We start from the raw sequence: 22,428 nt of genomic DNA on the forward strand, positions 1-22,428 counted from the left end.
CCGGGATGGTGGATCGTATTCAACGAAAACGATCTTCGCCCGGCCGCGGCACGGCGAAGAACGAGCTTTCGCAATGAGCTGAAAAAACGCCCGATCATTCCTTTGACGACGCGTTGTTCCGCAGCAATGATCCGACACAACGAGATGATGTTGCAGACAAAACTGTCATCACCTCGAACCGCTACAGATCAATGCTTCTCAAAGCGAGCACCGCGCCACCATGCCCGTCCGGAATGCATCCTCATCCGAGCCGATCCGCTTCGCCTACTGGGTGCCCAACGTCTCGGGCGGCCTCGTCATCAGCCGGATCGAGCAGCGCACGAGCTGGGACGCGGACTACAATCGCCGGCTCGCGCAGATCGCGGAGGCGTCGGGCTTCGACTACGCCCTGACGCAGATCCGCTTCACCGCCGGCTACGGCGCCGAGTACCAGCACGAATCGGTCGCCTTCAGCCACGCGCTCGCCGCCGCCACGACGCGGCTGACGGTGATCGCCGCGATCCTGCCGGGGCCCTGGAACCCGACGCTCGCCGCCAAGCAGATCGCGACCATCGCCAGGCTCACCGAGGGGCGCATCGCCGTCAACATCGTCTCGGGCTGGTTCTCCGGCGAGTTCCGGGCGATCGGCGAGCCCTGGCTCGACCACGACGAGCGCTACCGCCGCTCGGAGGAGTTCATCCGGTCCTTGCGCGGAATCTGGACCCAGGACGATTTCAGCTTCCGCGGCGATTTCTACCGCTACACGAACTACACCCTGAAGCCGAAGCCCGGGCCGAACCTGCCGGAGATCTTCCAGGGCGGCTCCTCGCGCGCGGCCCGCGACATGGCGGCCCGCGTCTCCGATTGGTATTTTACGAATGGCAACACGCCCGACGGGGTGCGGGCACAGGTCGAGGATCTCCGCGCCAAGGCGACTGCGAACGGTCATTCGGTGAAGGTCGGGGTCAACGCCTTCGTGATCGCCCGCGACACGGAGGAGGAAGCCCGCGCCGTGCTGCAGGAGATCATCGCCAACGCCGATCCGGAGGCGGTGAAGGCCTTCGGCCACGAGGCGAAGAATGCCGGCGCGGCCTCGCCCGAGGGTGAGGGCAACTGGGCGAAATCGACCTTCAACGATCTCGTCCAGTACAACGACGGCTTCAAGACCAACCTGATCGGCACGCCGGATCAGATCGCCGAGCGCATCCTCGCGCTCAAGGAGGCCGGCGCCGACCTCGCGCTGCTCGCCTTCCTGCATTTCCAGGAGGAGGTGCAGTATTTCGGCGAGCAGGTGATCCCCCGGGTCCGCGCGCTGGAAGCCGCCCGCGAGCGCCGGGCCGAGGCGGCCTGATCCTCACGCCATCAGTCGTGCATCCCCCATCATCGGAGACCGCTCCATGACCATCGCCGTCAGCCCCACCACGGCCGAGGCCGGCAGCCGGCCGCAGGGCGTGCCGGGGCCTGCGCGTCCCTCGACCCCGGCCCACATCGTGCGCGACGACGCCGAGGCGATCCGCATCGCTCACGACCTGGCGAAAGATTTTCGCGAGGGTGCGTCCGAGCGCGACCGCACCAATGCCCGTCCGCTGGCCGAACTCGACGCCTTCTCGCAAAGCGGCCTGTGGTCGATCAACGTGCCGCGGGCCTATGGCGGGCCGGAGGTCTCCTACCGGACGCTGGCGCAGGTAATCGCGATCATCGCCGCCGCCGACCCCTCGATCGCCCAGATCGCCCAGAACCATCTCGGCATCGTCGCGGCGATCCGCACCGTGTCCGACCCCGAACAGCAGAAGCGGCTCTTCGCCGAAGTCCTGAAGGGCACCCGCTTCGGCAACGCCTTCTCGGAAAAGGGCACCAAGCGCGCCGCGGAGTTCGAGACCCGCTTCACCGATCACGGCGACCACGTCGTCGTGCGCGGCCAGAAGTTCTACGCGTCCGGCGCGCTCCTCGCCCATCTCGTGCCGATCGTCGCGCTCGATGATCAGGGCCGTGCCTGGTACGCCATCGCTGAGCGCGACGCAGCCGGCCTCACCGTGATCGACGACTGGTCGGCCTTCGGCCAGCGGGGCACGGCGAGCGGCACCGTCATCATCGAGGACGTGCGGGTCGAAAAATCCCACCTCGTGCCAGGCTACCGCGCCTACGAGGCGCCGCGGGCGGACGGTGCGATCTTCCAGATCATCCAGGCCGCGGTCGATGCCGGGATCGGGCGCGCGGCGCTCGACGACACCATCGACTTCGTGCGCGAGAAGGCGCGGCCCTGGATCGACAGCGGGGGAGAGCGGGCCTCGGACGATCCCTACACCATCCGCGCCATCGGCGACCTGACGATCCGCCAGCACGCGGCGGAAGCCCTGCTCGACCGGGCGGGACTCGCCATCGACGCGGCGGTGACGGATCCGACGCCGGACAGCGTGGCCGCGGCTCAGATCGCCACGGCCGAGGCCAAGGTTCTGACCACCGAGGTCGCGCTTGCCGCCTCGAACACCCTGTTCGAACTGTCCGGCACCCGCTCGACGCTGGCCGAGCACAACCTCGACCGTCACTGGCGCAACGCCCGTACCCACACCCTTCACGATCCCGTGCGCTGGAAATACGCGATCGTCGGCAACCACGCGCTCAACGGCGTGAACCCGCCGCTCCACGCCTGGAGCTAGATCTCCCCGGACGCGACCGAGGGATGCGCGAGCGGCCGGAACAACCTCTGCGCTGCGCCATAGGGGCGCGGCGTCCACTCGGATCAACCTGAACGCCTGTCGCGTTCCGCCTGCAGTTTTCGATCCATTCCAGACTGGTCGCGCCCGCCGCGGCCGGTTCGGATGCGCGGAATGGCAGGCTGCATGACAGACCATTCGACGAGAGACCGGCGCTTCGACCCGACGCGCCGCACGGTGATGGGAAGCTGCGCGGCGCTGGCGACGCTGGGCGCCTCCCTGCGCGGCCGGGCGAGTGCTGCACCGGCAGGCGCCGCCGACCCGCAGCCGCAGACCATGCCGGTCTCGCTGACCATCAACGGGCAGCGGCACGCGCTCACCCTCGACACCCGCACGACGCTCCTCGACGCGCTGCGCGAGCATCTCGACCTCACCGGCTCGAAGAAGGGCTGCGATCACGGCCAGTGCGGGGCCTGCACGGTTCTCGTGAACGGGCGGCGGATCAATGCCTGCCTGACGCTGGCCGCCATGCACGAGGGCGACGAGGTCACCACCATCGAGGGGCTGGTGCAGGGTGATGCGCTGCATCCGCTCCAGGCCGCCTTCCTGCACCATGACGGCTACCAGTGCGGCTACTGCACGCCGGGCCAGATCTGCTCCGCCGCCGGCATGCTTTCGGAAGTTGAGGCGGGCTGGCCGAGCCACGTCACGGATGATCTCTCGGCCAAGGTCTCCTTGAGCGACGAAGAGATCCGCGAGCGGATGAGCGGTAACATCTGCCGCTGCTCGGCCTATCCCAACATCGTCGCGGCGATCCGCGATGCCAGCACCAAGATCTGAGGGAGGCGAGACTCATGAAGGCTTTCGCCTACGAGCGCCCCGCCACGGTTCAGGACGCCGCGCGCCTCGCAACGGAGCGGCCCGATGCCCGCTTCATCGCCGGCGGCACCAACCTGCTCGACCTGATGAAGCTTCAGATCGAGACGCCCGCGACTCTGATCGACGTCAACCGCCTGCCGCTGGCCGACGTCACCGAGACGGAGGAGGGCGGCCTGCGCATCGGCGCGCTGGTGCGCAATTCCGATCTCGCCGCGCATCCGCGGGTGCGCCGGGACTACGCGGTCCTCGGCAAGGCCTTGCTCGCGGGCGCCTCGGGCCAGCTCCGCAACAAGGCGACCACCGCCGGCAACCTGCTGCAGCGGACCCGCTGCTACTACTTCTACGACACGACCAAACCCTGCAACAAACGCGAGCCGGGCTCGGGCTGCTCGGCCATCGGCGGGTTCAACCGGATCATGGCGGTGCTGGGCGCGAGCGAGGCCTGCATCGCCACCAACCCTTCCGACATGAACGTCGCCATGCGCGTCCTCGACGCGACGGTGGAGACGGTGGACCCGCAGGGCGCGCGGCGCAGCATCCCCATCGCCGACTTCCACCGCCTGCCCGGCGACACGCCGCAGATCGAGACCGACCTCAAGCCCGGCGAACTCATCACCGCCGTGACGCTCCCGAAGCCGGTCGAGGGCGTGCACCTCTACCGCAAGGTCCGCGACCGGGCGTCCTACGCCTTCGCCACGGTGTCGGTGGCGGCCATCATCGCCAAGGGGGAGGGCGACAAGCCGAAATCCGCGAAACTCGCCTTCGGCGGGCTGGCCCACAAGCCCTGGCGGGTCGAGGCGGCGGAAGCGGCTCTGGTCGAGACCGGTTCGGCGGATGCCGCTTCCGAGCGGGTGCTGGAGGGCGCCCGCGGCCAGGGCTCCAACGACTTCAAGATCCCGCTCACCCGCAGGACGCTGCGCGCCACCGTCGCCGAAGCTCTTCGCGCCTGACCTTTCGCGCCTGAGGAATCGCCCCATGGACATGAACCAGCCGATCGGCGCGACGCCCCTCGACGGCAAGCCGGACGGGCTCGTCGGTCGTCCGATCGACCGCATCGACGGGCGCCTCAAGGTGACGGGCCGCGCGCCCTACGCCTACGAGATCCGCGAGTTGGACAATCCGGCCTACGGCTTCCTCGTCGAGGCCGGCATTGCCCGGGGCCGCATCCGTAGCCTCGACGTCGCCGCGGCCAAGCGCGCGCCGGGCGTGCTACTCGTGATGACCCACGAGAACGTACCGGAGCAGGGCGAGAAGAAGGAGCAGGTGTACCCGCAATTGCAGGGCCCCGAGATCCGCTTCCACGGCCAGCCCATCGCCTTCGTGGTGGCGCAGAGCTTCGAGCAGGCCCGCGCGGCCGCCGCCCTCGTGCGGGCGGAGTATGACGTCGAGAAGCCCGAAGCCTCGCTGAAGGCGGCCCGGCCGAATGCCGTCGAGCCGAAGCCGGCGCAGACGCCGCCGGATTCAAAGCTCGGCGATTTCGACGGCGCCTTCGCCGGCGCGCCGGTCAAGCTCGACGTGGAATACACCACGCCGGTGCAGATCCACGCGCAGATGGAGCCGCACGCCACCATCGCCTCCTGGGAGAGCGGCCCCGATGGGGATCGCGTCACGCTGTTCACCGCCAACCAGATGCTCAACCGCGGCCAGACCTCGCTCGCCTCGGTGCTGAAGCTGAAGCCGGAGAACGTGCGGCTGGTCTCGCACTATATCGGCGGCGGCTTCGGCTCGAAGCTGCAGCCGCAGCCCGAGGCGATCCTCTCCGCGCTGGCCTCGAAGAGCCTCAAGCGCCCGGTCAAGGTCGCGCTGACCCGCCAGCAGGAATTCCACGTCGCGACCCATCGCAGCGACACGATCCAGCGCATTCGCCTGGGTGCCGACGAGACCGGGCGGCTCACGGCCATCGCCCACGAATCCTGGTCGGCCACCGCGCCGGGGGATGTGTTCTACGAGACCTCGGCCGTCGTCACCCGCTCCCTCTACGCGGCGCAGAACCGCCTCACCCGGCACCGGCTCGCGAACCTCAACGTGCCGGTCGCCTCCGCCATGCGGGCGCCGGGCGAGGCGGTCGGCCAGCTCGCCTTCGAGTGCGCCATGGACGAGCTGGCGGAGCAGTTGAAGATCGATCCGATCGAGCTGCGCATCCGCAACGAGCCGGAGCAGGATCCGGAGAAGGGGGTCCCATACTCCACCCGCCAGCTCGTCGCCTGCATGCGCGAGGGCGCGCGGCTTTTCGGCTGGGACAAGCGCGGCGCGACCGGGGCCACGCGCGACGGGCGCTGGCTCGTTGGCATGGGCATGGCGGCGGCCTCGCGGCTCAACCCGCTGATGCCTTCGCAGGCGGGCGTGCGCCTCAACCCCGACGGCACGCTCACCGTGCGGATGGCGATGACCGATATCGGCACCGGCACCTACACCATCCTGGCCCAGATCGCGGGCGAGATGATGGGCCTGCCGGTCGAGCGCATCCGCGTCGAGATCGGCGACACCGCCTACCCGAAGGCGGCCGGTTCCGGCGGTTCGTTCGGCGCGGGCTCGGCCGGCTCGGCGCTCTACGTCGCCTGCGACAATCTCCGGCAGGCGCTGCTGCAGACGGCCGGCATGAACCCGGACGGCGCCGTGTTCACTGATGGCAAAGTGACGTCCGGCAACCGTTCGGAGGCGTTGGCGGATCTGGCCGGCAGGCAGGGCGTCGAGGCCAAGGGCGAGATCAAGCCCGGCGCGATGAAGGAGAAATTCTCGCAGCACTCCTACGGCGCGCATTTCGCCGAGGTCGGCGTCGACGCGGACACCGGCGAGATCCGGCTGCGGCGGATGCTCGGCGTGTTCACCGGCGGACGCATCCTCAACCAGAAGACCGCCCGCTCGCAGGCCATCGGCGGCATGATCTTCGGCATCGGCGCGGCGCTGATGGAGGCCGCCGAGACCGACACCCGCTTCGGCCACTTCGTGAACCACGATCTGGCCGAGTACCACGTCCCGGCCCATGCCGACGTGCCGGCGATCGACGCGGTGTTCCTGCCCGAACTCGACGACAAGGCGAACCCGCTGAAGAGCAAGGGGCTCGGCGAGGTCAGCATCTGTGGCGCCGGGGCGGCTCTCGCCAATGCCGTCTACAACGCCACGGGCCTGCGCATCCGCGACTATCCGCTCACCCTCGACAAGGTGCTCGACGGCTGGACTGATCAGGAGAGCGCAGCGCAGCGACGGACTTAAAGCCTACCGGAAAACGGTGGTTCGGATTGCGGATCGCGGTCCGGACGCCCATCTCAGGGTCTATCAGCCTTCCAGCACGTTCTCCCACCGGCTCCCGCCGGAACGCAGTGTCACGCCATGTCCCGTCGTTCTCCTCTCGCCGCCGCGCTCGTCCTCGGCGGCCTCCCCCTTGCCGGCCTACCCCTTGCTGGCGCTGCGACGGCGCAGGCCTTCCCGAATGACGCGGCCTCGGTGCGCTACCGGCAGTTGATCCAGCAGCTTCCGCCCTCCGAGCGCCCGCGCCCGCACGATCCCCGCTGGACCACGAACGCGATCAGCCCCAGCACCGGCCGCTTCGGCCTGCCCCTGTCGGGCCCGGCCGCCCGCGGTGGGATGACGGCAATTCGCTGAGCGGCCCTGGCCGATCTTCCGGTCTGGTCTGCATCGCCTACGGCTGCCATGAGGAGGGACCACCTCTCAGACGGACAGGGTCGAGCGCGGCGATGAACAGGAAGCGGGACCCGGCCGCCCCGAAGCCGCATTGGCTCGAACGCCGGTTCAAGCTGGAGGCGCACGGCACCACGGTCCGCACCGAGCTGCTGGCGGGGCTGACCACCTTCCTCACCATGGCCTACATCGTCTTCGTCAACCCGAGCATCCTGGCCGATGCGGGGATGCCGAAGGGCTCGGTTTTCGTCGCCACCTGCCTCATCGCCGCGCTGGGCTCCCTCGTGATGGCGTTCGTCGCCAACTGGCCGGTGGCGTTGGCGCCGGGGATGGGGCTGAACGCCTACTTCGCCTACGTCGTCGTCCAAGGCATGGGTTATACGTGGCAGGCGGCGCTCGGCGCGGTGTTCCTCTCCGGCCTCTGCTTCCTCGCCGTAACGCTGACGGGCCTGCGCGGGATCATCGTCGCGGGCATCCCGCGCTCCATGCGCATCGCGCTCACCGTCGGCATCGGCCTGTTCCTGGCGATCATCGCCCTCAAGAACGCGGGCGTGGTGGCGGCCAACCCCGCCACCTTCGTGACGCTCGGCGACCTGCGCCAGCCCGGCACCGTGCTCGCCGCTCTCGGCTTCCTGATGGTGGCGGTGCTCTCGGCGCGGCGGGTGCGGGCGGCGCTGCTCCTCACCATCCTGACGGTGACCGGCCTGAGCTTCGTCTTCGCCGGCAACGCCTTCCAAGGCATCGTCTCGGCGCCGCCCTCGCTGAGCCCGACGCTGTTGGCCCTCGACATTCCCGGCGCGCTCACCGGAGGGCTTCTCAACGTCATCCTCGTGCTGTTCCTGGTCGAATTGTTCGACGCCACCGGCACGCTGATGGCGGTGGCCAGCCGCGCCGGCCTCCTGCCGGAGGCAGGGCGCTCGGCGGCGCTCGACCGGGCGCTGATGGCCGATTCCGTGGCGATCTTCACCGGCTCGCTGCTGGGTACGTCGAGCACCACCGCCTATCTCGAGAGCGCGGCCGGGGTGGAGGAGGGCGGGCGCACCGGGCTCACCGCCGCCACCGTCGCCGTGCTGTTCCTGGCCTGCCTGTTCTTCGCGCCGCTCGCCGGCTCGGTGCCGGCCTACGCCACCGCGCCGGCCCTGTTCTACGTCGCCTGCCTGATGCTGCGCGACCTCACCGCCCTCGACTGGGACGACCTCACCGAGGTGATTCCGGCCTGCGTCACGGCGCTGCTGATGCCGTTCACCTATTCCATCGCCAACGGCGTCGCCTTCGGCTTCATCACCTACGCCGTGCTGAAGGCGCTCACCGGCCGCGCCCGCGAGGTGAAGCCGGTGGTGTGGGTGATCGCGGCCGTGTTCCTGTTCAAGTTCGTCGAGACCGGCGGCGCGCACTGACCGGTTCGCGGAGAAAGCGAGCCGCCGCGCGCGGCGGAACGATCCGTCAACGAATCCGCGCCACGATGGACGCCGTCCGCGCCCGGCGGGCCCGGACGGCACCGGCCATGATCAAGCGCACCGGCCTCGCGATCCTTCTCGGCCTCGGCGGCTTCGCCCTGGGCAGCCTCGTCGCGCGGGTGATGGGCGAGGGCGGCCACCGCCCCGGCGCGACGGCGGAGACCCCGCCCGCCCTGCGCCACATCACGCAGATTCCGCCGCCGCCCGCACCGAAAGCCGCCAGGGACGTCCCGCATTCAGGCCGCTGAACGCTCGGGCGGAGCCTGGGCCGCCAGAGTGCCGTGCGCCTCGGCCAGGATCGCGTAGGAGGCACGCCGCGCCCCGTGGTCGTAGATCGCCGAGGCCACCATCACCTCGTCGGCGCCGGTCTCGGCCGCGAGCGCCTCCAGCCCGGCGCGCACGGTCTCGCGCGAGCCCACCAGGGAGCGCGCCAGCATCCGCGAGGCCTGCGCCTTCTCCGCCGGGCTCCAAGTCGCCTCGATGTCGTCGATCGGCGGAGGCAGCAGGCCGCGGGTGCCGCGCACCAGCCGGGTGAATTGCTGCTGCGCCGTGGTGAACAGGCGTCGCGCCTCCCCGTCCGTCTCGGCCGCGACGACGTTGATGCCGACCATGGCGTAGGGCCGCTGCAACTGCTCGGAGGGCTGGAAACGGGCGCGGTAGGCCGCGAGCGCCGGCAGCAGCGCGTCGGGCGCGAAATGTGAGGCGAAGGCGTAGGGCAGGCCGAGCAGGCCGGCGAGTTCCGCCCCGAACAGGCTCGACCCGAGAATCCAGAGCGGCACCCTGAGGCCCGCGCCCGGCACGGCCTGGACCGCCTGCCCTTCCCGCACCGGGCCGAGCAGGGCCTGCAATTCGAGCACGTCCTGCGGAAACCGCTCCGCCGAACCGTAGTCGCGGCGCAGCGCCCGCAGGGTCGCCCCGTCCGTACCCGGCGCCCGGCCGAGCCCGAGATCGATCCGGCCGGGATACAGTGCCTCCAGCGTGCCGAACTGCTCGGCGATCACCAGCGGCGCGTGGTTGGGCAGCATGATCCCGCCCGCGCCGACGCGGATGTGCGTCGTGCCGGCCGCGACGTGGCCGATCGCCACCGCCGTGGCGGCGCTGGCGATGCCGATCATGTTGTGGTGCTCGGCGAGCCAGAAGCGGCGGTAGCCGAGCCCTTCGGCATGCCGGGCGAGATCGAGGCTGTTGGCGAGCGCCCGCCCCGGCGTGGCGCCCTCCGGGATGAAGGCGAGATCGAGAACGGAGAGGGGAGGCAGGGAGGAGGCCATCAGGGCACCACGCTTCACTTCGCGCCCGCCCGGACGCAAAAAATCTGTTTCCCCTCGATCCGGACAGATCGTGTGCGAGGCGGCCCGGCGCAAGGCAAAAAGGGGCTTGCGCGGGGCGCGCAAACCGTCCTAGCCTCTCCTCATCGGCGCTGCGGCGCCGCCCTGAGACAAGGAGGTCGGCCATGAGACATCACGGCGTTACCGTCTCCACCGCGCGCACCGCCGATGCGGATCAGGACACGCCACCCAACCAAGATCGGCAGGGATAGTGGCTCCCTAACGCTGCGGACGGTTGAGTTCCCCCGCCGGTCCGAGGGCGGGGCGGCAGCTCCCACCGCGCGCGAGAGTGTGGCCCCTGCAAAAGCCCGTCGGCGAAAGCTGGCGGGCTTTTTCATGCCGAGAGAGCATCGTGCCTGCCCCTTTGCTCGGCAGGCAAGCGAAATTTCCACCACACGGCGTTGTATCGGCCATCCCGGCTCAAGGCTTGCACGAGCGGCTCCGAACGAGGCTCGGAGATCGGCGCCGGATGCCACTCTTTCATTTCGAGCTCTGCCGGAACGGCCGGACGATTGGTGAGACGGAGACGCGCGACTGCCCCGATTGCGGCATGGCCTTCCGCGCCGCCCGCGAGATGATCCGAACCCTGCGCGAGGCCGACGCCCTGCGCGACGCGGCCCGCGAGCACACTCTGCGGGTCAGCTACGTCGATCACTCGACGCTGTTCGACCTGCCGTTCAACCTGAGGATTTGATACGGTCTCCGCTTGATCGCTTCGGTGGCTCTTCGTCATTGCGAGGCGAAGCGCAAGCAATCCAGGGCTCGGCACTTTCCGGAGATGTCGCGTCCTGGATCGCTTCGGCTTCACCTCGCGATGACGGCGTCGGGCAAAAGCCGAAGCGATCAACCGGAAACGCGATGAGGCTGTCTGGCCAGCTCGCTCCGGCGTCCACGACGGTCCTCATGCTGGGCGCTCGCGGCACGCGATCCTCGAAGCCCACCGCGATGCGCCCTCCGGCAGATCGGTGCCGAAGAAGCCGGCGACGCCCGATCGGGACGATGCTCGATCCTGAAAACTCAGCCCTTCCAGTTCTTCAGCGCGGCGAACGGGCTGCCGGAAAGATCCGGGGGCGGGGGGTTGAGCACCGGCTCGACCTGGGCGATCGCGTCGTCCCTAGAATGCGCGCTGCCGTTCGGCAGCTTGCCGCCGGCGGCGTCGCGGTGCCCGCCGCCGCGGAAGGCGCGGGCGCCGTCCAGCGCCGTGCCGTTGATGGAACGGAACGAGAGCGTGCCCGCCCGCTGCACGTTGACGACCCGCTTGGCCCGGCCCGCCTCCATCACTTGGTCGGAGACCCGCTGGAAGGTGCCGGAATCGAGGCCGAAGGAGAGCAGCGTGCCGTCTGAGAGCGGGTGGAACAGCGCCTCCGAGCGCGCCAGCGCCCGGGCCAGCCGCTGGCGCGCGGTCAGGGTCCGGTCGTCATCCGGCTCGTCCGCGAGCAGGGCATCGACGAGGCCGGCGCGGAGTTCGCCCGAGCGGCGCTCCAGCTCGGCCGGGGTGGCCCCGGCCCGCAGCCGGCCGGCCGCCGCCAGCAGCAGGTCGGAGACGAAGCGATCGTGCCAGGGGTGGCCCGCCGGCACCAGGGTCGAGACGCTGTCCCAGAACAGCTCGTCCAGCGCGAGGCCGCCGGCGAAGTGCGGCTCGCCCTTCTTCCACAGGTCGAGCGCCTCGACCGCCTCGATCAGCGCCGCGAGGTCGGCCGCCTGCGTCTCGGGCAGCGTCTTTTCGGCGGCGTAGAGGGCGCGCTGGTCGTACGCCATCCGCGTGGCGCAATGCGCCTCGTCGATGAGCACGAACACGTCCGGGTCGCCGAGATCCGCCCGCAGCAGCCCGGCGCGCTCCGGGTCGGGCCCGATCTCGAGGTTCTGACGCTTGAGCTGGTCGATCGAGGAGGCGTGGTGGTCGAGCACCACGAGGCGGTGGCGCGCCTCCTCCGCCCGGCCGCGGTTCATCGCGGCGAAGCGGCGCAGGAAGGCGACCGTCGGCTCCTCCAGCCCGAGATCGGTCATCAGCAGCGTCTCGGAGGCGGCCGCGCCGCGCAGGCGCTTCAGCTCGTCCTCCACCACCGGGCCGACATCGGAATAGCGGGCGACATGCACCACCCGCGACACCGCGGCCAAGGCGGCGGCAACCGTCGTGGCACCGTAGCCGTCGAGGTCGTGATGGGAGATCTGCGTGACGATCATCGGCAGAAATCTCGACTCAAGGCTGGACAGGAGGCTCGCGGGACGCGAGACGGCGGGCACCGCGGATGCGGCGTGCGAGGTTCGAGCCTCTTACGCCGGCCGGCCCCGAAAGGTCCACGGGCCTTCGGCCCCGATTCCGATGCGCCGCCCCGATGCGCTGCAACGACCGGGCAAACCCGGCAACCTTAACGCCCGGTTCAGGCGTTGAGATCCTATCTGCGACCGTCCTTTACCCGAGAACACCGTGAGAACCGGCGAGGCATGACGCATCCGACCGACCTCTCGACCCGCGATGCGCAGCGGACCGGCCCTGCCCTCGGGCACTCCCTCGGCCCGTGTCTCGATCGCCGCCGGCTGATCGGCGGGGCCGCGGCCGGCGCCGCCCTGGCCCTGCTGCCGGGAAGGGCGGACGCCCAGGCCGCGGCGCCGGCGCTTCCCGCGGCGGGCTCGCCCTTCTCGGATGCGACCGTGCCGGACCTCGCCCGGGCGCTCGGCAACCGGGCCTTCGTGGCGCAGGCCGCGAACGACATGCCCGACCCGCTGAAGAACCTGTCACGGGAAGCCTACGAGGCCATCCGTCTCCGGCCCGAGGCATTGCTCTGGGGCGGCGAGCCGCACGGCTTCGCCGTCGAGCCGCTGCTGCGCGGCTTCTACTACACCGACCGGGTCGCGCTGTTCCTCGTCGAGGACGGCGTGGTCCGTCCCGTCACCTACGCGCGGGGAAACTACGAGGCGGGATCGGAGGCGGGCGCGGCGGCCTTGCCGGAGACCGAGCCGGGCTTCTCCGGCCTGCGCATCCGCGCGCGGTTCGGCGAGCGGCACCAGGATTTCGCGGTGTTCCAGGGCGCCTGCTTCTACCGGCTGGTGGGGCAGGGCCAGGAATTCGGCGTCAACGGGCGCGCCCTGATGCTGCGCCCGGCCGACCCGCGCGGCGAGGAATTCCCGCGCTGGCGGGCGCTGTTCGTGGAGCGCCCGAAGACCCCGGACGGTCCGCTCGTGATCCACGCCCTGATCGATTCCGACTCGCTCGCCGCGGCGCTACGCCTGGAGCTGCGCCCCGGCGAGACCTCGACCGCCGCGGTCACCGCCACCCTGGTCACCCGCAAGGCGGTCGAGCATCTGGGCCTCGGCGGCATGCAGGCGCCGTTCCTGTTCGGCCCGCATGACCGGCGCGGTGCGGACGATGCCCGTGCCGCGGTCTACGCCGCGGGCGGCCTGCAGATCCGCAACGGCGGTGGCGAGGCGATCTGGCGCCCGGTGCGCAACCCGGAGACGCTGCAGATCTCGGGCTTCCTCGACAACGGACCGCAGGGCTTCGGCCTGATACAGCGGGACCGCTCCCCCGCGACCTTCGAGGACGACGCCCATCCCTGGGAGCGCTGCCCCTCGCTCTGGGTCGAGCCGGGTGAATCGACCGGTGCCGACAACCTTTGGGGGGAGGGCGCCGTGACCCTCCTCGAGATCCCGAGCGACGCGGAGATCAACGAGAACGTCATCGCCTATTGGCGGCCGAAGGCGGCCCTGCCCGCGGGTCAGGAGATCCGTGTCGGCTATCGGCAGAACTGGGGCGGCGAGCCGCCGGTCGACCCGCTCGCTCGCGTTACGGGCACCCGCAGCGGTCGCGGCGGCGCCACCCCACGGCGCCTGTTCCTCGTCGATTTCACCGGCGACGGGCTGTTCACCGCGGAGGGCGCGATGGTGCCCGTCGAGACGGTGCTGATCGCCGCCCCTGGCCGGATCGTCGAGGGGGCGACCCGCTGGATCGCCCATCCGGAGACCCGCACCGTGCGGGTCGCCTTCGAGCTGGATCCCGGCAGTGAGCGGGCGGCCGAACTGCGCCTTGCCCTCAAGACGGAAGGGCGGCAGATCACAGAAACGTGGCTGTACCGCTGGACGCCCTGACCCTCCCCCGAATTCTCGCCGGAGCGACGATGCCCGACCCCGCCGCCAGCGTCTCGACCCTAATGGACCGCCCCGCGCCGGTGGAAGACCCTGCCGAGACCGGCCTCGCTCGGGCCGCCATGCCGAAGCGGGCGCCGCTGTCCATGCCGGTGCAGGACCTGCGCAACCGGCCGGCGACGCGCCGCAACGGCGGCGGCGGGCCGCTGGCGGCGCGGCTGTTCGTGTTCGGTGGGGCCGCCGCGCTCACCGTCTACGGCGCGTGGCAGATGTACGAGGTGATCTCGGTCTCCGGCGGCGCCACCTGGCTCCAGTACGTGCTGCTGGTCCTGTTCGTCCTGAACTTCTCCTGGATCGCGCTGGCGTTTACCGCCGCGCTGCTCGGCTTCGCGGCGCTGCTGCGGCGGCCGCCTCTGGCGCCGATGCCTGCGCGTCTCGCCACCCGCACCGCCATCGTCATGCCGGTCTACAACGAGGGCAGTGCCCGGGTCTTCGCCGGGCTGCAGGCGATGCACGAGGCGGTCGAGGCCACCGGCCTCGGGCGCCATTTCGACTGGTTCGTGCTGTCCGACTCGACGCAAGCCGATGCCTGGATCGCCGAGGAGCGCGCCTTCCTGGAGTTGCGCGAGGAACTCGGCCCTGAGGCGCGCCTCTACTACCGCCACCGGGCGAAGAACCACCACCGCAAGGCCGGCAACATCGCCGATTTCGTCACCGGCTGGGGCGGCGCCTACGACCACATGCTGGTGCTCGACGCCGACAGCCTGCTCACCGGCGACTGCATCGTGCGGCTGACGGCGGCGATGGAGGCCGACCCGCAGGCGGGCATCATCCAGAGTCTGCCGCTCATCATCAACCGCAACACGCTGTTCGCCCGGCTCCAGCAATTCGCCGCGCGCATCTACGGCCCCGTCATCGCCACCGGCCTCTCGGTCTGGTCGGGCCGCGACGGCAATTACTGGGGCCACAACGCGATCATCCGGATGCAGGCCTTCGCCGAGGCCGCCGGCCTGCCCGACCTCAAGGGCCGCCCGCCGTTCGGCGGCCACATCCTCAGCCACGACTTCGTCGAGGCGGCGCTGATCCGCCGCGCCGGCTGGGGCGTGACCATGCTGCCGCAATTGGAGGGCTCCTACGAGGAGAGCCCGCCCTCGCTGATCGACCTCGCCGTGCGCGACCGGCGCTGGGCGCAGGGCAATCTCCAGCACGCCCGCGTCATCGGCGCGGCAGGCCTCGCGCCGGCCTCGCGCCAGCACTTCGCCACGGGAATCGCCGGCTACGTCGCCTCGCCGCTCTGGCTCGCGCAGCTCGTGATCGGTATCATCATCGTTCTGCAGACCGCCTGGGTACGGCCCGAATATTTTTCCGCTGAGTTCGGCCTCTACCCCGTCTGGCCGCGCTTCGACCCGGTGCGCGCGCTCCAGCTCTTCGCACTCACCATGGGCATCCTGCTCGCCCCGAAGGTCTTGGGCCTCATCCTCGCGCTGCTCGACACCGAGACCCGGCGGGCGAGCGGCGGAGCGGGGCGGCTGACCCTGTCCTTCCTGATCGAGATCCTGCTCTCGGCGCTGATCGCGCCGATCGCGATGCTGATCCAGTCGGGCTCGGTGTTCCAGATCCTGGCCGGGCGCGACACCGGCTGGAACCCGCAGCGCCGCGACGACGGCTCAATTCCGGTCTCCGATATCGTGCGCCGCCACCGCTGGCACACCGGCCTCGGCGTGGTCACAGGGATTGCGGCGTTCGCCATCGCCACCTCCCTGTTCCTATGGATGTCGCCGACGATCCTCGGCCTCGTCCTGGCGATCCCGCTCTCCTGGGCCAGCGGCCAACTGGCACTCGGCCTCGCCCTGAAGCACCGCGGCCTCCTGGTGACGCCCGAGGAGCAGACGCCGCCGGCCATCGCGCTGCGCGCGGGCGAACTCGCCCGCCGCAACGCGGCGCGCGGCTTCGACGACGCGGACGCGCTGGCCGCCCTCCACGCCGACGCCGCCCTTGCCCAGGCGCACGCGGCGATGCTGCCCGAAGGTGCGCCTCGGCCCCGCGGAAATATCGACGCAGACCGCACGCTCGCCCGCGCCAAGATCGTGGAGGCGGAAACCGTGGCCGAAGCGCAGGCCTGGCTCGCCCCAAAAGAGCGCTTCGCCCTGCTCCACGACCGCGCGGCGCTGGACCAGCTCACCCGTCTGCGGCCCGCCTGAAGCCGACCCGCCTACAAACTTGCTCCGCGCCCGGGGCAGCAAGGGCCCGATCCGCGTCTCGAACGTTGACGCTGATCCCCCGGCGGCCATAGACAAGCATCGACCGCAGAGCCGGGCGCGATCGCGCGGCTCCGACAGGCAAGGAAGGGTGGCCGAGTGGTTTAAGGCAGCGGTCTTGAAAACCGCCGTGGGGGCAACTCCACCGTGGGTTCGAATCCCACCCCTTCCGCCAATTGAATTCAGCAAGTAATTGCAGTCGTTATCATTTTCGGTTTAATTCAGGCTGCAAACCCTCAAATTAGCCCACATTTTTGGGCCACTTGCACTGGACCCTATCGGACCTCCTCGGAAGACTCCCCAGCTACTCGCCCATTGCCGTCAGCCAACGCTTCCCTGCTGGCTCCCTGGTTGAGCATTCAGCAAGATACATGTTTCCAGGCCACATCTTAATCTCCGCGTTTCATACACCGTCAGGGTTGAGAATCGGCGTGGAAAAACGGTTCGTCCGCACTTTCGATGCTGGTAGGCTGCCTTGCGGCCAAGCTCTGCTGGTCGACCTCATGCGGCATGTAGGACACGCTGGCGCAGGAAATCGAACTTGGCGCGGCCGTATATGCTCCGCTTAATCAGCTTGAGGCGGGTGCACCTCTTCGCGGGATCAAATACCCAATGATTTATAAGGTGCACTCAGGGCGTTGGATGTGGATCATAATTGCAGCGGCGTAGAGGATAGCTTGAGCCGAGGTGAGGATGGCCCCAAGGGCCTTCCAGTAGCAGCTGTTGCGGCTGTTCCATGCGCAGAAGCGCTCGACCACCCATCTGCACGCCTGGACGACGTTGCCGACCTGCACCGGTTGCTTGCACACGATCGCGAAGGTGATGCTCGTTGCCAAGGCAACTTATCATCGTGTTTCGTTCTGTGCACCAGACCGGCACGCCATAAACTTCAGCTGCACCGAAATGGATCTAATGCGGCCTTGACTTCGCCGCCTTCGCACGGCCTACGCCTTGGGCGAACCCGGACGGACGAGTTAGGAACGGCGGATGCAGGTGATCGAGACCGAGATCCCGGCGGTCAAGCGGGTCATCCCGAAGCGCCACGGCGACGATCGCGGCTGGTTCTCCGAGGTGTACCGCGCCGACCTGCTGGCCGAGCGCCGCATCGCCAACGCCTTCGTGCAGGACAACCAATCGTTCTCCGCGCCAGCCGGTACGATCCGGGGTCTGCACTTCCAGGTGGCACCCAACGCCCAGGCCAAGCTGGTCCGAGTGCTCGCCGGGGCGATCCTCGATGTCGCCGTCGATCTGCGCTCCGACTCTCCGACCTACGGCCACCACGTCGCGGTGCGGCTCGATGCAGCGGGCGGTGAGCAGCTCTTCGTGCCCGCCGGCTTTGCCCATGGCTTCTGCACCCTGGAGCCGGACACCATGGTCGCCTACAAGGTGGACGCCTATTACAGCCCGGCCGACGACCGGAACCTGCGCTGGAACGATCCGGCCATCGGCATCGCTTGGCCGGTGGCCGAAGCGGATGCGATCCTCTCGGGCAAGGACAAGGCGGCGCCGCTTCTGGCCGATCTCGGGCGGGTGTTCTGAGTCAAGGTATCGAGATCGTTCGGTCGGGCGGATTGAACCCGACCTCAGGTTGGCGTCGGCGCGGCCGAGCGTGGCCCTTGCCCATCCCGCGGATGCCGACCCCGCTGGCAGGAATTGGACGGAGTTGGGATCGATGCGCATTCTGGTAACGGGCGGCTGCGGCTTCATCGGCTCCGCCCTCGTGCTGCATCTGGTGCAGGACCTCGGCCACGAGGTGCTGACCCTCGACGCCCTGACCTACGCTGCCAACCCGATCTCCCTCGAGCCGCTGGCCGACGACCCGCGCCACCGCCTGGAGCAGGCCGACATCTGCGATCCGGCCCGCGTCCACGCACTCTATGCAGACTTCAAGCCCGAGGCGGTGATGCATCTGGCCGCCGAGAGCCATGTCGATCGCTCGATCACCGATCCGGGTGCCTTCGTGCGCACCAACGTGATCGGCACCCAGGTCATGCTCGACGGCGCCCGCACCCATTGGGAGAGCCTCTCCCGCGAAGCCAAGGCGACGTTCCGCTTCCTCCACGTCTCGACCGACGAGGTCTACGGCTCGCTGCCGCCGGACGCGTTCTTCACCGAGGAGAGCCGCTACGATCCGCGCTCGCCCTACTCGGCCTCGAAAGCGGCCTCCGACCACCTCGCCCGCGCCTGGCACGAGACCTACGGCCTGCCGGTGCTGGTAACGAACTGCTCGAACAATTACGGACCGCGTCACTTCCCCGAGAAGCTGATCCCGCTGATGATCCTGGCGGCGCTGGAGGGCAAGCCGCTGCCGGTCTACGGCGACGGCCTGAACGAGCGCGACTGGATCCATGTCGAGGACCATGCCCGCGGCCTCGTCGCGGTGCTGGAGCGCGGCCGGCTCGGCGAGACCTACCTGCTGGGCGGGCGCTCGGTTCGCAACAACCTCGCCGTGGTGAAGGCGCTCTGTGCCGCCTTCGACCAACTCAAGCCCGAGAACGGCCCGCACGAGCGCCTGATCACTTTTGTGGCCGACCGGCCCGGCCATGACCGCCGCTACGCCATCGACCCGTCGAAGGCGGAAGCCGAGGTCGGCTGGCGGCCGACCAAGGTGTTCGAGGAGGCGCTGACGGAGACCGTGCGCTGGTACCTCGACAACGAGGCGTGGTGGCGCCCGATCCGCGAGGGCCGCTATTCCGGCGAGCGCCTCGGCCTCACGCCCAAGAGCGCCTGAACATGGACATCCTGATCCTCGGCGGCGCCGGCCAGGTCGGCACGGAGCTTCAGGCCTTTCCCTGGCCCGAGGGCGTGCGGGTCCACGCCCCCGACCGGCAGAGCCTCGACATCACCGACGAGGCGGCCGTTGCGGCTGCTCTCGACGCGCGCACCTATGCGGCGGTGATCAACACGGCCGCCTACACCGCCGTCGATAAGGCCGAGACAGAGGTCGCGGCCGCCTGGCGCCTGAACGCGCTGGCGCCGGCCCTCCTCGCCGCCGAGACGAAGCGGCGGGCGATCCCGCTCGTCCATGTCTCGACCGACTACGTGTTCGATGGGTCGGGCGAAGGCTTCTACGCCCCCGATGCGCCGGTGAACCCGCAGAGCGTCTACGGTGCGAGCAAGGCGGCCGGCGAGATGGCGGTGCGCTCCGGCAATCCGCGCCACGCCATCGTCCGCACCGCCTGGGTGGTGAGCCCGCACCGGGGCAATTTCGTCAAGACGATGCTGCGGCTCGCGGGCGAGCGGGATCGGCTCACCGTTGTCGAGGACCAGCACGGCTGCCCGACCTCCGCGGCCGATCTCGCAGGTGCACTCGCCGCCATCGCCCTGCGGCTGGCGGGCGACGAGGCCGCGCCCATCGGCACCTTCCACTGCGTCAACGACGGCGCGACCACGTGGTGCGAGTTCGCCCGCGCCATCGTCGCGGGCTCGGCCCGGCGCGGCGGGCGCTCGGTGCCGGTCGAGGGCATCCCGACCTCCGCCTACCCGACGCCGGCCCGGCGCCCGGTGAACTCGCGCCTCTCCACGCAGAGCCTGACCGACGCCTACGGCCTCGCGCCGCGAAGCTGGGAGCCGGCGCTCGACGACATCCTCGACCGGCTGGTCGGGCCGGTTCGCTCCCACTGATCAGGACGTGTTTCGCATGAAGGGCATCGTGCTCGCTGGCGGCTCCGGCACAAGGCTGCATCCGGCCACGCTGGCGATCAACAAGCAGTTGCTGCCGGTCTACGACAAGCCGATGATCTACTACCCGATCTCGGTGCTGATGCTCGCCGGCATCCGCGAGATCCTCGTCATCTCCTCGCCGGAGCATCTCGGCAACTACCAGCGCCTTCTCGGCACCGGTGAGCAGTTCGGCGTCACCTTCACCTACGCGGTGCAGCCGCGGCCCGAAGGGCTGGCCCAGGCCTTCATCATCGGCCGCGACTTCGTCGGCAGCGACGACGTGGCGCTGGTGCTCGGCGACAACCTGTTCTTCGGCAATGGCATGAGCGACCTGCTCGCCAACGCGCGCACCCGCAAGAGCGGGGCGACGGTGTTCGCCTACCACGTCGATCATCCAGAAGCCTACGGCGTCGTCACCCTCGACGAGTCCGGCCGGCCCTTGCGGCTGGTGGAAAAGCCCAAGACGCCGGAGAGCCCCTGGGCGGTGACGGGGCTGTACTTCTACGACAATCAGGTTCTCGACATCGCCGCGGAGGTGAAGCCCTCGGACCGAGGCGAACTCGAGATCACATCGGTCAACCAAGCCTATCTCGAACGCGGCCAGCTTCATGTCGAGCAAATGAGCCGCGGCTATGCGTGGCTCGACACGGGGACCCACGACAGCCTGCTGGAGGCCGCCGAGTTCGTGCGGGTGCTGCAGCGCCGTCAGGGTCTTCAGGTCGCCTGTCTCGAAGAGATCGCCTACCTGCAGGGCTTCATCGGCCGCGAGCAGTTGCAGGCACGCGGTGAGCTGTTCGCCAAAACTAGCTACGGTCAGAGCTTGTTACGGCTACTAGATTGTTAGTGATTTGCGGCTTCATCATATGAACAGGAATATCATGATTACGTATGTAAATTTATAGCAATGCCTGCCTTGAAAGATGATAGTTAAAGCCGCGTTTGGCACAAGTACTGCGATGCCAGACTTATGTTTTGATGGGAATTGTATCATGGTGAAACAAGAACCAACTCACGTGCTCCCGGTGATCCTATGTGGCGGCTCGGGCACGCGGCTGTGGCCGGCCTCGCGCGAGAGTATGCCGAAGCAATTCACGCCGCTGGTCGATCCCGCGACCTCGACCTTCCAGGCCACCGTCCGCCGCGTCGCCGACGAGGCCGTGTTCGTGAGACCGACGGTCATCGCCTCGGCCGAGTCCCGCTTCATCGTCGCCGAGCAACTCGCGCAGGCGGGCGTCGCTGCCGACATCCTGCTCGAACCCGAGCGGCGCGACTCCGCCGCCGCCGTCGCGGTGGCCGCCCTTCACGCGGCCCGCCGCGGGCCGGAGACGGTGGTGCTGGTGATGGCCGCCGACCATGTGATCGAGGACGCCGCCGCGTTCGCCCGCGCCGCGCGGGAGGCCGCGCTCGGTGCCCGGCTCGGCCAGATCATGACGCTCGGCATCACGCCGACCCGGCCGGCGACCGAGTACGGCTACATCCGCACCGGCGGCGCACTCCCCGATGCGCCGGGCCTCCACCGGGTCGAGCGCTTCGTGGAGAAGCCCGACGCGGCCGGCGCCGAGCGCCTGATCGGGGAGGGCGCCCTGTGGAACTCGGGCTACTTCCTGTTCCGCGCCGACGTGATGATCGCCGAGCTGGAAGCGCATGCACCGGAGGTGCTGGAAGCCGCCCGCGGCGCGCTCGCCAACGCCGCCACCGATCTCGACTTCGTCCGGCTCCAGGCCGAATCCTTCGCCCGGGCGCCGAAAACCTCAATCGATTACGCGGTGATGGAGCGTACGACGCGAGCCGGGGTGCTCGCCGTCTCCTTCGCGTGGTCGGATGTCGGCACCTGGGACGCGGTGTGGCAGGTGCTGGAGCGCGACGCCCAGGGCAACGCCGTGCGCGGCCGCGTCGAACTCGTGGAGACCACGGGCAGCCTCGTCCATAGCGAGGGCGACGGGCTCACCACGGTGGTCGGACTCGACGACGTCGTGGTGGTCGCGACCCCCGACGCGGTGCTGGTCGCCTCCAAGGCGAAGTCGGGCAAGGTCAAGGATCTCGTGACCGTGCTGCGCGAGAAGGCGCATCCGGAGGCGGATGCCCACCGCCGGATGTACCGCCCCTGGGGCTGGTATCAGCGCATCGATATCGGCGAGCGCTTCCAGGTGAAGCGGATCATGGTGACGCCGGGCGGGCGGCTCTCGCTGCAGAAGCACTTCCACCGGGCCGAACACTGGGTGGTGGTGAAGGGCACGGCCGAGGTGACGCTGAACGACCAGATCATCCTCGTGCACGAGAACGAGGCGGTCTACCTGCCGATTGGCTCGCGGCACCGCCTGACCAATCCCGGAAAAATCCCGCTCGAGCTGATCGAGGTCCAGGTCGGCTCCTACACAGGCGAAGATGATATTATTCGGGTCGAGGACATATATGGCCGTCATCTCTCATCGCAAGTAGATGAGGCTCACCAGTCCTGACCATTATTACTAAGGCATATCACAGTCCAACC

At 69.3% G+C, this 22,428-nt stretch carries 18 protein-coding genes, 1 tRNA gene and 1 pseudogene; 17 read left to right on the forward strand and 3 right to left on the reverse strand.

Annotated features, from left to right (window positions below):
- Positions 1 to 220 precede the first annotated feature (220 nt).
- From sfnG to LPC10_RS18155, 8 genes are all read left to right on the forward strand, one after another.
- Complete coding sequence (gene sfnG, locus LPC10_RS18120; protein WP_231343813.1) at positions 221 to 1,330, forward strand: dimethylsulfone monooxygenase SfnG; 1,110 nt, start codon at positions 221 to 223, stop codon at positions 1,328 to 1,330.
- A gap of 46 nt (positions 1,331 to 1,376) precedes the next feature.
- Entirely contained in the window at positions 1,377 to 2,636 is a 1,260-nt protein-coding gene (locus LPC10_RS18125; protein ID WP_231343814.1) for an SfnB family sulfur acquisition oxidoreductase, read from the forward strand.
- Between the two features lie 183 nt (positions 2,637 to 2,819).
- On the forward strand, positions 2,820 to 3,473 hold the full coding sequence (paoA, locus tag LPC10_RS18130; RefSeq protein WP_231343815.1) for an aldehyde dehydrogenase iron-sulfur subunit PaoA: 654 nt from the start codon (positions 2,820 to 2,822) through the stop codon (positions 3,471 to 3,473).
- A gap of 14 nt (positions 3,474 to 3,487) precedes the next feature.
- A complete protein-coding gene (locus LPC10_RS18135) occupies positions 3,488 to 4,462 on the forward strand; it encodes a xanthine dehydrogenase family protein subunit M (RefSeq protein ID WP_231343816.1) in 975 nt (324 codons plus the stop codon).
- A gap of 25 nt (positions 4,463 to 4,487) precedes the next feature.
- Positions 4,488 to 6,725, forward strand: a complete 2,238-nt coding sequence (locus LPC10_RS18140) for a xanthine dehydrogenase family protein molybdopterin-binding subunit (protein WP_231343817.1) — start codon at positions 4,488 to 4,490, stop codon at positions 6,723 to 6,725.
- 117 nt (positions 6,726 to 6,842) lie between these two features.
- Positions 6,843 to 7,115, forward strand: coding sequence for a hypothetical protein (locus tag LPC10_RS18145; RefSeq protein ID WP_231343818.1), 273 nt, complete (start codon positions 6,843 to 6,845; stop codon positions 7,113 to 7,115).
- A gap of 92 nt (positions 7,116 to 7,207) precedes the next feature.
- Complete coding sequence (locus LPC10_RS18150) at positions 7,208 to 8,548, forward strand: NCS2 family permease (protein WP_231343819.1); 1,341 nt, start codon at positions 7,208 to 7,210, stop codon at positions 8,546 to 8,548.
- A gap of 65 nt (positions 8,549 to 8,613) precedes the next feature.
- Positions 8,614 to 8,856: a hypothetical protein gene (locus tag LPC10_RS18155; RefSeq protein WP_231343820.1), complete on the forward strand. Its 243-nt coding sequence runs from the start codon at positions 8,614 to 8,616 to the stop codon at positions 8,854 to 8,856.
- Here the strand turns inward: LPC10_RS18155 and LPC10_RS18160 are convergent.
- Positions 8,845 to 9,876, reverse strand: coding sequence for an LLM class flavin-dependent oxidoreductase (locus tag LPC10_RS18160; protein ID WP_231343821.1), 1,032 nt, complete (start codon positions 9,874 to 9,876; stop codon positions 8,845 to 8,847). The two genes, LPC10_RS18155 and LPC10_RS18160, sit on opposite strands and share 12 nt — an antisense overlap.
- Before the next feature lie 526 nt (positions 9,877 to 10,402).
- Here LPC10_RS18160 and LPC10_RS18165 point away from each other — a divergent pair.
- Positions 10,403 to 10,627 carry a hypothetical protein gene (locus LPC10_RS18165; protein WP_231343822.1) on the forward strand — a complete coding sequence of 75 codons (225 nt, stop codon included), beginning with the start codon at positions 10,403 to 10,405 and terminating at the stop codon, positions 10,625 to 10,627.
- 323 nt (positions 10,628 to 10,950) lie between these two features.
- Here LPC10_RS18165 and LPC10_RS18170 read toward each other — a convergent pair whose 3' ends face one another.
- The gene (locus LPC10_RS18170; protein ID WP_231343823.1) at positions 10,951 to 12,117 is read right to left on the reverse strand and encodes a dimethylmenaquinone methyltransferase; all 1,167 of its coding nucleotides are present in this window, start codon (positions 12,115 to 12,117) and stop codon (positions 10,951 to 10,953) included.
- A 261-nt stretch (positions 12,118 to 12,378) separates the two neighbouring features.
- Here LPC10_RS18170 and LPC10_RS18175 point away from each other — a divergent pair, with 261 nt between their 5' ends.
- The 3 genes from LPC10_RS18175 to LPC10_RS18185 all read left to right on the forward strand — a co-directional run bounded on the left by LPC10_RS18175 (position 12,379) and on the right by LPC10_RS18185 (position 16,449).
- Complete coding sequence (locus LPC10_RS18175) at positions 12,379 to 14,019, forward strand: glucan biosynthesis protein D (protein WP_231343824.1); 1,641 nt, start codon at positions 12,379 to 12,381, stop codon at positions 14,017 to 14,019.
- Positions 14,020 to 14,048: 29 nt separating this feature from the next.
- The gene (gene mdoH, locus LPC10_RS18180) at positions 14,049 to 16,217 is read left to right on the forward strand and encodes a glucans biosynthesis glucosyltransferase MdoH (RefSeq protein WP_231343825.1); all 2,169 of its coding nucleotides are present in this window, start codon (positions 14,049 to 14,051) and stop codon (positions 16,215 to 16,217) included.
- 142 nt (positions 16,218 to 16,359) lie between these two features.
- Positions 16,360 to 16,449: transfer RNA gene (locus tag LPC10_RS18185), tRNA-Ser, on the forward strand.
- A 442-nt stretch (positions 16,450 to 16,891) separates the two neighbouring features.
- Here LPC10_RS18185 and LPC10_RS18190 read toward each other — a convergent pair.
- Positions 16,892 to 17,113 (reverse strand): annotated as a pseudogene (locus tag LPC10_RS18190) (IS5/IS1182 family transposase); the annotation flags it as partial.
- A 148-nt stretch (positions 17,114 to 17,261) separates the two neighbouring features.
- Here LPC10_RS18190 and rfbC point away from each other — a divergent pair.
- From rfbC to LPC10_RS18215, 5 genes are all read left to right on the forward strand, one after another.
- Positions 17,262 to 17,813, forward strand: a complete 552-nt coding sequence (gene rfbC / locus LPC10_RS18195; RefSeq protein ID WP_231343826.1) for a dTDP-4-dehydrorhamnose 3,5-epimerase — start codon at positions 17,262 to 17,264, stop codon at positions 17,811 to 17,813.
- A 133-nt stretch (positions 17,814 to 17,946) separates the two neighbouring features.
- Positions 17,947 to 19,005 carry a dTDP-glucose 4,6-dehydratase gene (gene rfbB / locus LPC10_RS18200; RefSeq protein WP_231343827.1) on the forward strand — a complete coding sequence of 353 codons (1,059 nt, stop codon included), beginning with the start codon at positions 17,947 to 17,949 and terminating at the stop codon, positions 19,003 to 19,005.
- A gap of 2 nt (positions 19,006 to 19,007) precedes the next feature.
- The gene (gene rfbD, locus LPC10_RS18205) at positions 19,008 to 19,898 is read left to right on the forward strand and encodes a dTDP-4-dehydrorhamnose reductase (RefSeq protein ID WP_231343828.1); all 891 of its coding nucleotides are present in this window, start codon (positions 19,008 to 19,010) and stop codon (positions 19,896 to 19,898) included.
- 16 nt (positions 19,899 to 19,914) lie between these two features.
- Positions 19,915 to 20,781, forward strand: a complete 867-nt coding sequence (rfbA, locus tag LPC10_RS18210) for a glucose-1-phosphate thymidylyltransferase RfbA (RefSeq protein WP_231343829.1) — start codon at positions 19,915 to 19,917, stop codon at positions 20,779 to 20,781.
- 145 nt (positions 20,782 to 20,926) lie between these two features.
- Positions 20,927 to 22,396, forward strand: coding sequence for a mannose-1-phosphate guanylyltransferase/mannose-6-phosphate isomerase (locus LPC10_RS18215; RefSeq protein ID WP_231343830.1), 1,470 nt, complete (start codon positions 20,927 to 20,929; stop codon positions 22,394 to 22,396).
- Positions 22,397 to 22,428: the final 32 nt, after the last annotated feature.

This window comes from Methylorubrum sp. B1-46 (assembly GCF_021117295.1).
Classification (GTDB): domain Bacteria; phylum Pseudomonadota; class Alphaproteobacteria; order Rhizobiales; family Beijerinckiaceae; genus Methylobacterium.

Coding starts and splice junctions, on each gene's coding strand:
- sfnG (WP_231343813.1), top strand. CDS start 221: ATGCCCGTCCGGAATGCATCCTCATCCGAGCCGATCCGCTTCGCCTAC.
- LPC10_RS18125 (WP_231343814.1), top strand. CDS start 1,377: ATGACCATCGCCGTCAGCCCCACCACGGCCGAGGCCGGCAGCCGGCCG.
- paoA (WP_231343815.1), top strand. CDS start 2,820: ATGACAGACCATTCGACGAGAGACCGGCGCTTCGACCCGACGCGCCGC.
- LPC10_RS18135 (WP_231343816.1), top strand. CDS start 3,488: ATGAAGGCTTTCGCCTACGAGCGCCCCGCCACGGTTCAGGACGCCGCG.
- LPC10_RS18140 (WP_231343817.1), top strand. CDS start 4,488: ATGGACATGAACCAGCCGATCGGCGCGACGCCCCTCGACGGCAAGCCG.
- LPC10_RS18145 (WP_231343818.1), top strand. CDS start 6,843: ATGTCCCGTCGTTCTCCTCTCGCCGCCGCGCTCGTCCTCGGCGGCCTC.
- LPC10_RS18150 (WP_231343819.1), top strand. CDS start 7,208: ATGAACAGGAAGCGGGACCCGGCCGCCCCGAAGCCGCATTGGCTCGAA.
- LPC10_RS18155 (WP_231343820.1), top strand. CDS start 8,614: ATGGACGCCGTCCGCGCCCGGCGGGCCCGGACGGCACCGGCCATGATC.
- LPC10_RS18160 (WP_231343821.1), bottom strand. CDS start 9,876: ATGGCCTCCTCCCTGCCTCCCCTCTCCGTTCTCGATCTCGCCTTCATC.
- LPC10_RS18165 (WP_231343822.1), top strand. CDS start 10,403: ATGCCACTCTTTCATTTCGAGCTCTGCCGGAACGGCCGGACGATTGGT.
- LPC10_RS18170 (WP_231343823.1), bottom strand. CDS start 12,117: ATGATCGTCACGCAGATCTCCCATCACGACCTCGACGGCTACGGTGCC.
- LPC10_RS18175 (WP_231343824.1), top strand. CDS start 12,379: ATGACGCATCCGACCGACCTCTCGACCCGCGATGCGCAGCGGACCGGC.
- mdoH (WP_231343825.1), top strand. CDS start 14,049: ATGCCCGACCCCGCCGCCAGCGTCTCGACCCTAATGGACCGCCCCGCG.
- rfbC (WP_231343826.1), top strand. CDS start 17,262: ATGCAGGTGATCGAGACCGAGATCCCGGCGGTCAAGCGGGTCATCCCG.
- rfbB (WP_231343827.1), top strand. CDS start 17,947: ATGCGCATTCTGGTAACGGGCGGCTGCGGCTTCATCGGCTCCGCCCTC.
- rfbD (WP_231343828.1), top strand. CDS start 19,008: ATGGACATCCTGATCCTCGGCGGCGCCGGCCAGGTCGGCACGGAGCTT.
- rfbA (WP_231343829.1), top strand. CDS start 19,915: ATGAAGGGCATCGTGCTCGCTGGCGGCTCCGGCACAAGGCTGCATCCG.
- LPC10_RS18215 (WP_231343830.1), top strand. CDS start 20,927: ATGGTGAAACAAGAACCAACTCACGTGCTCCCGGTGATCCTATGTGGC.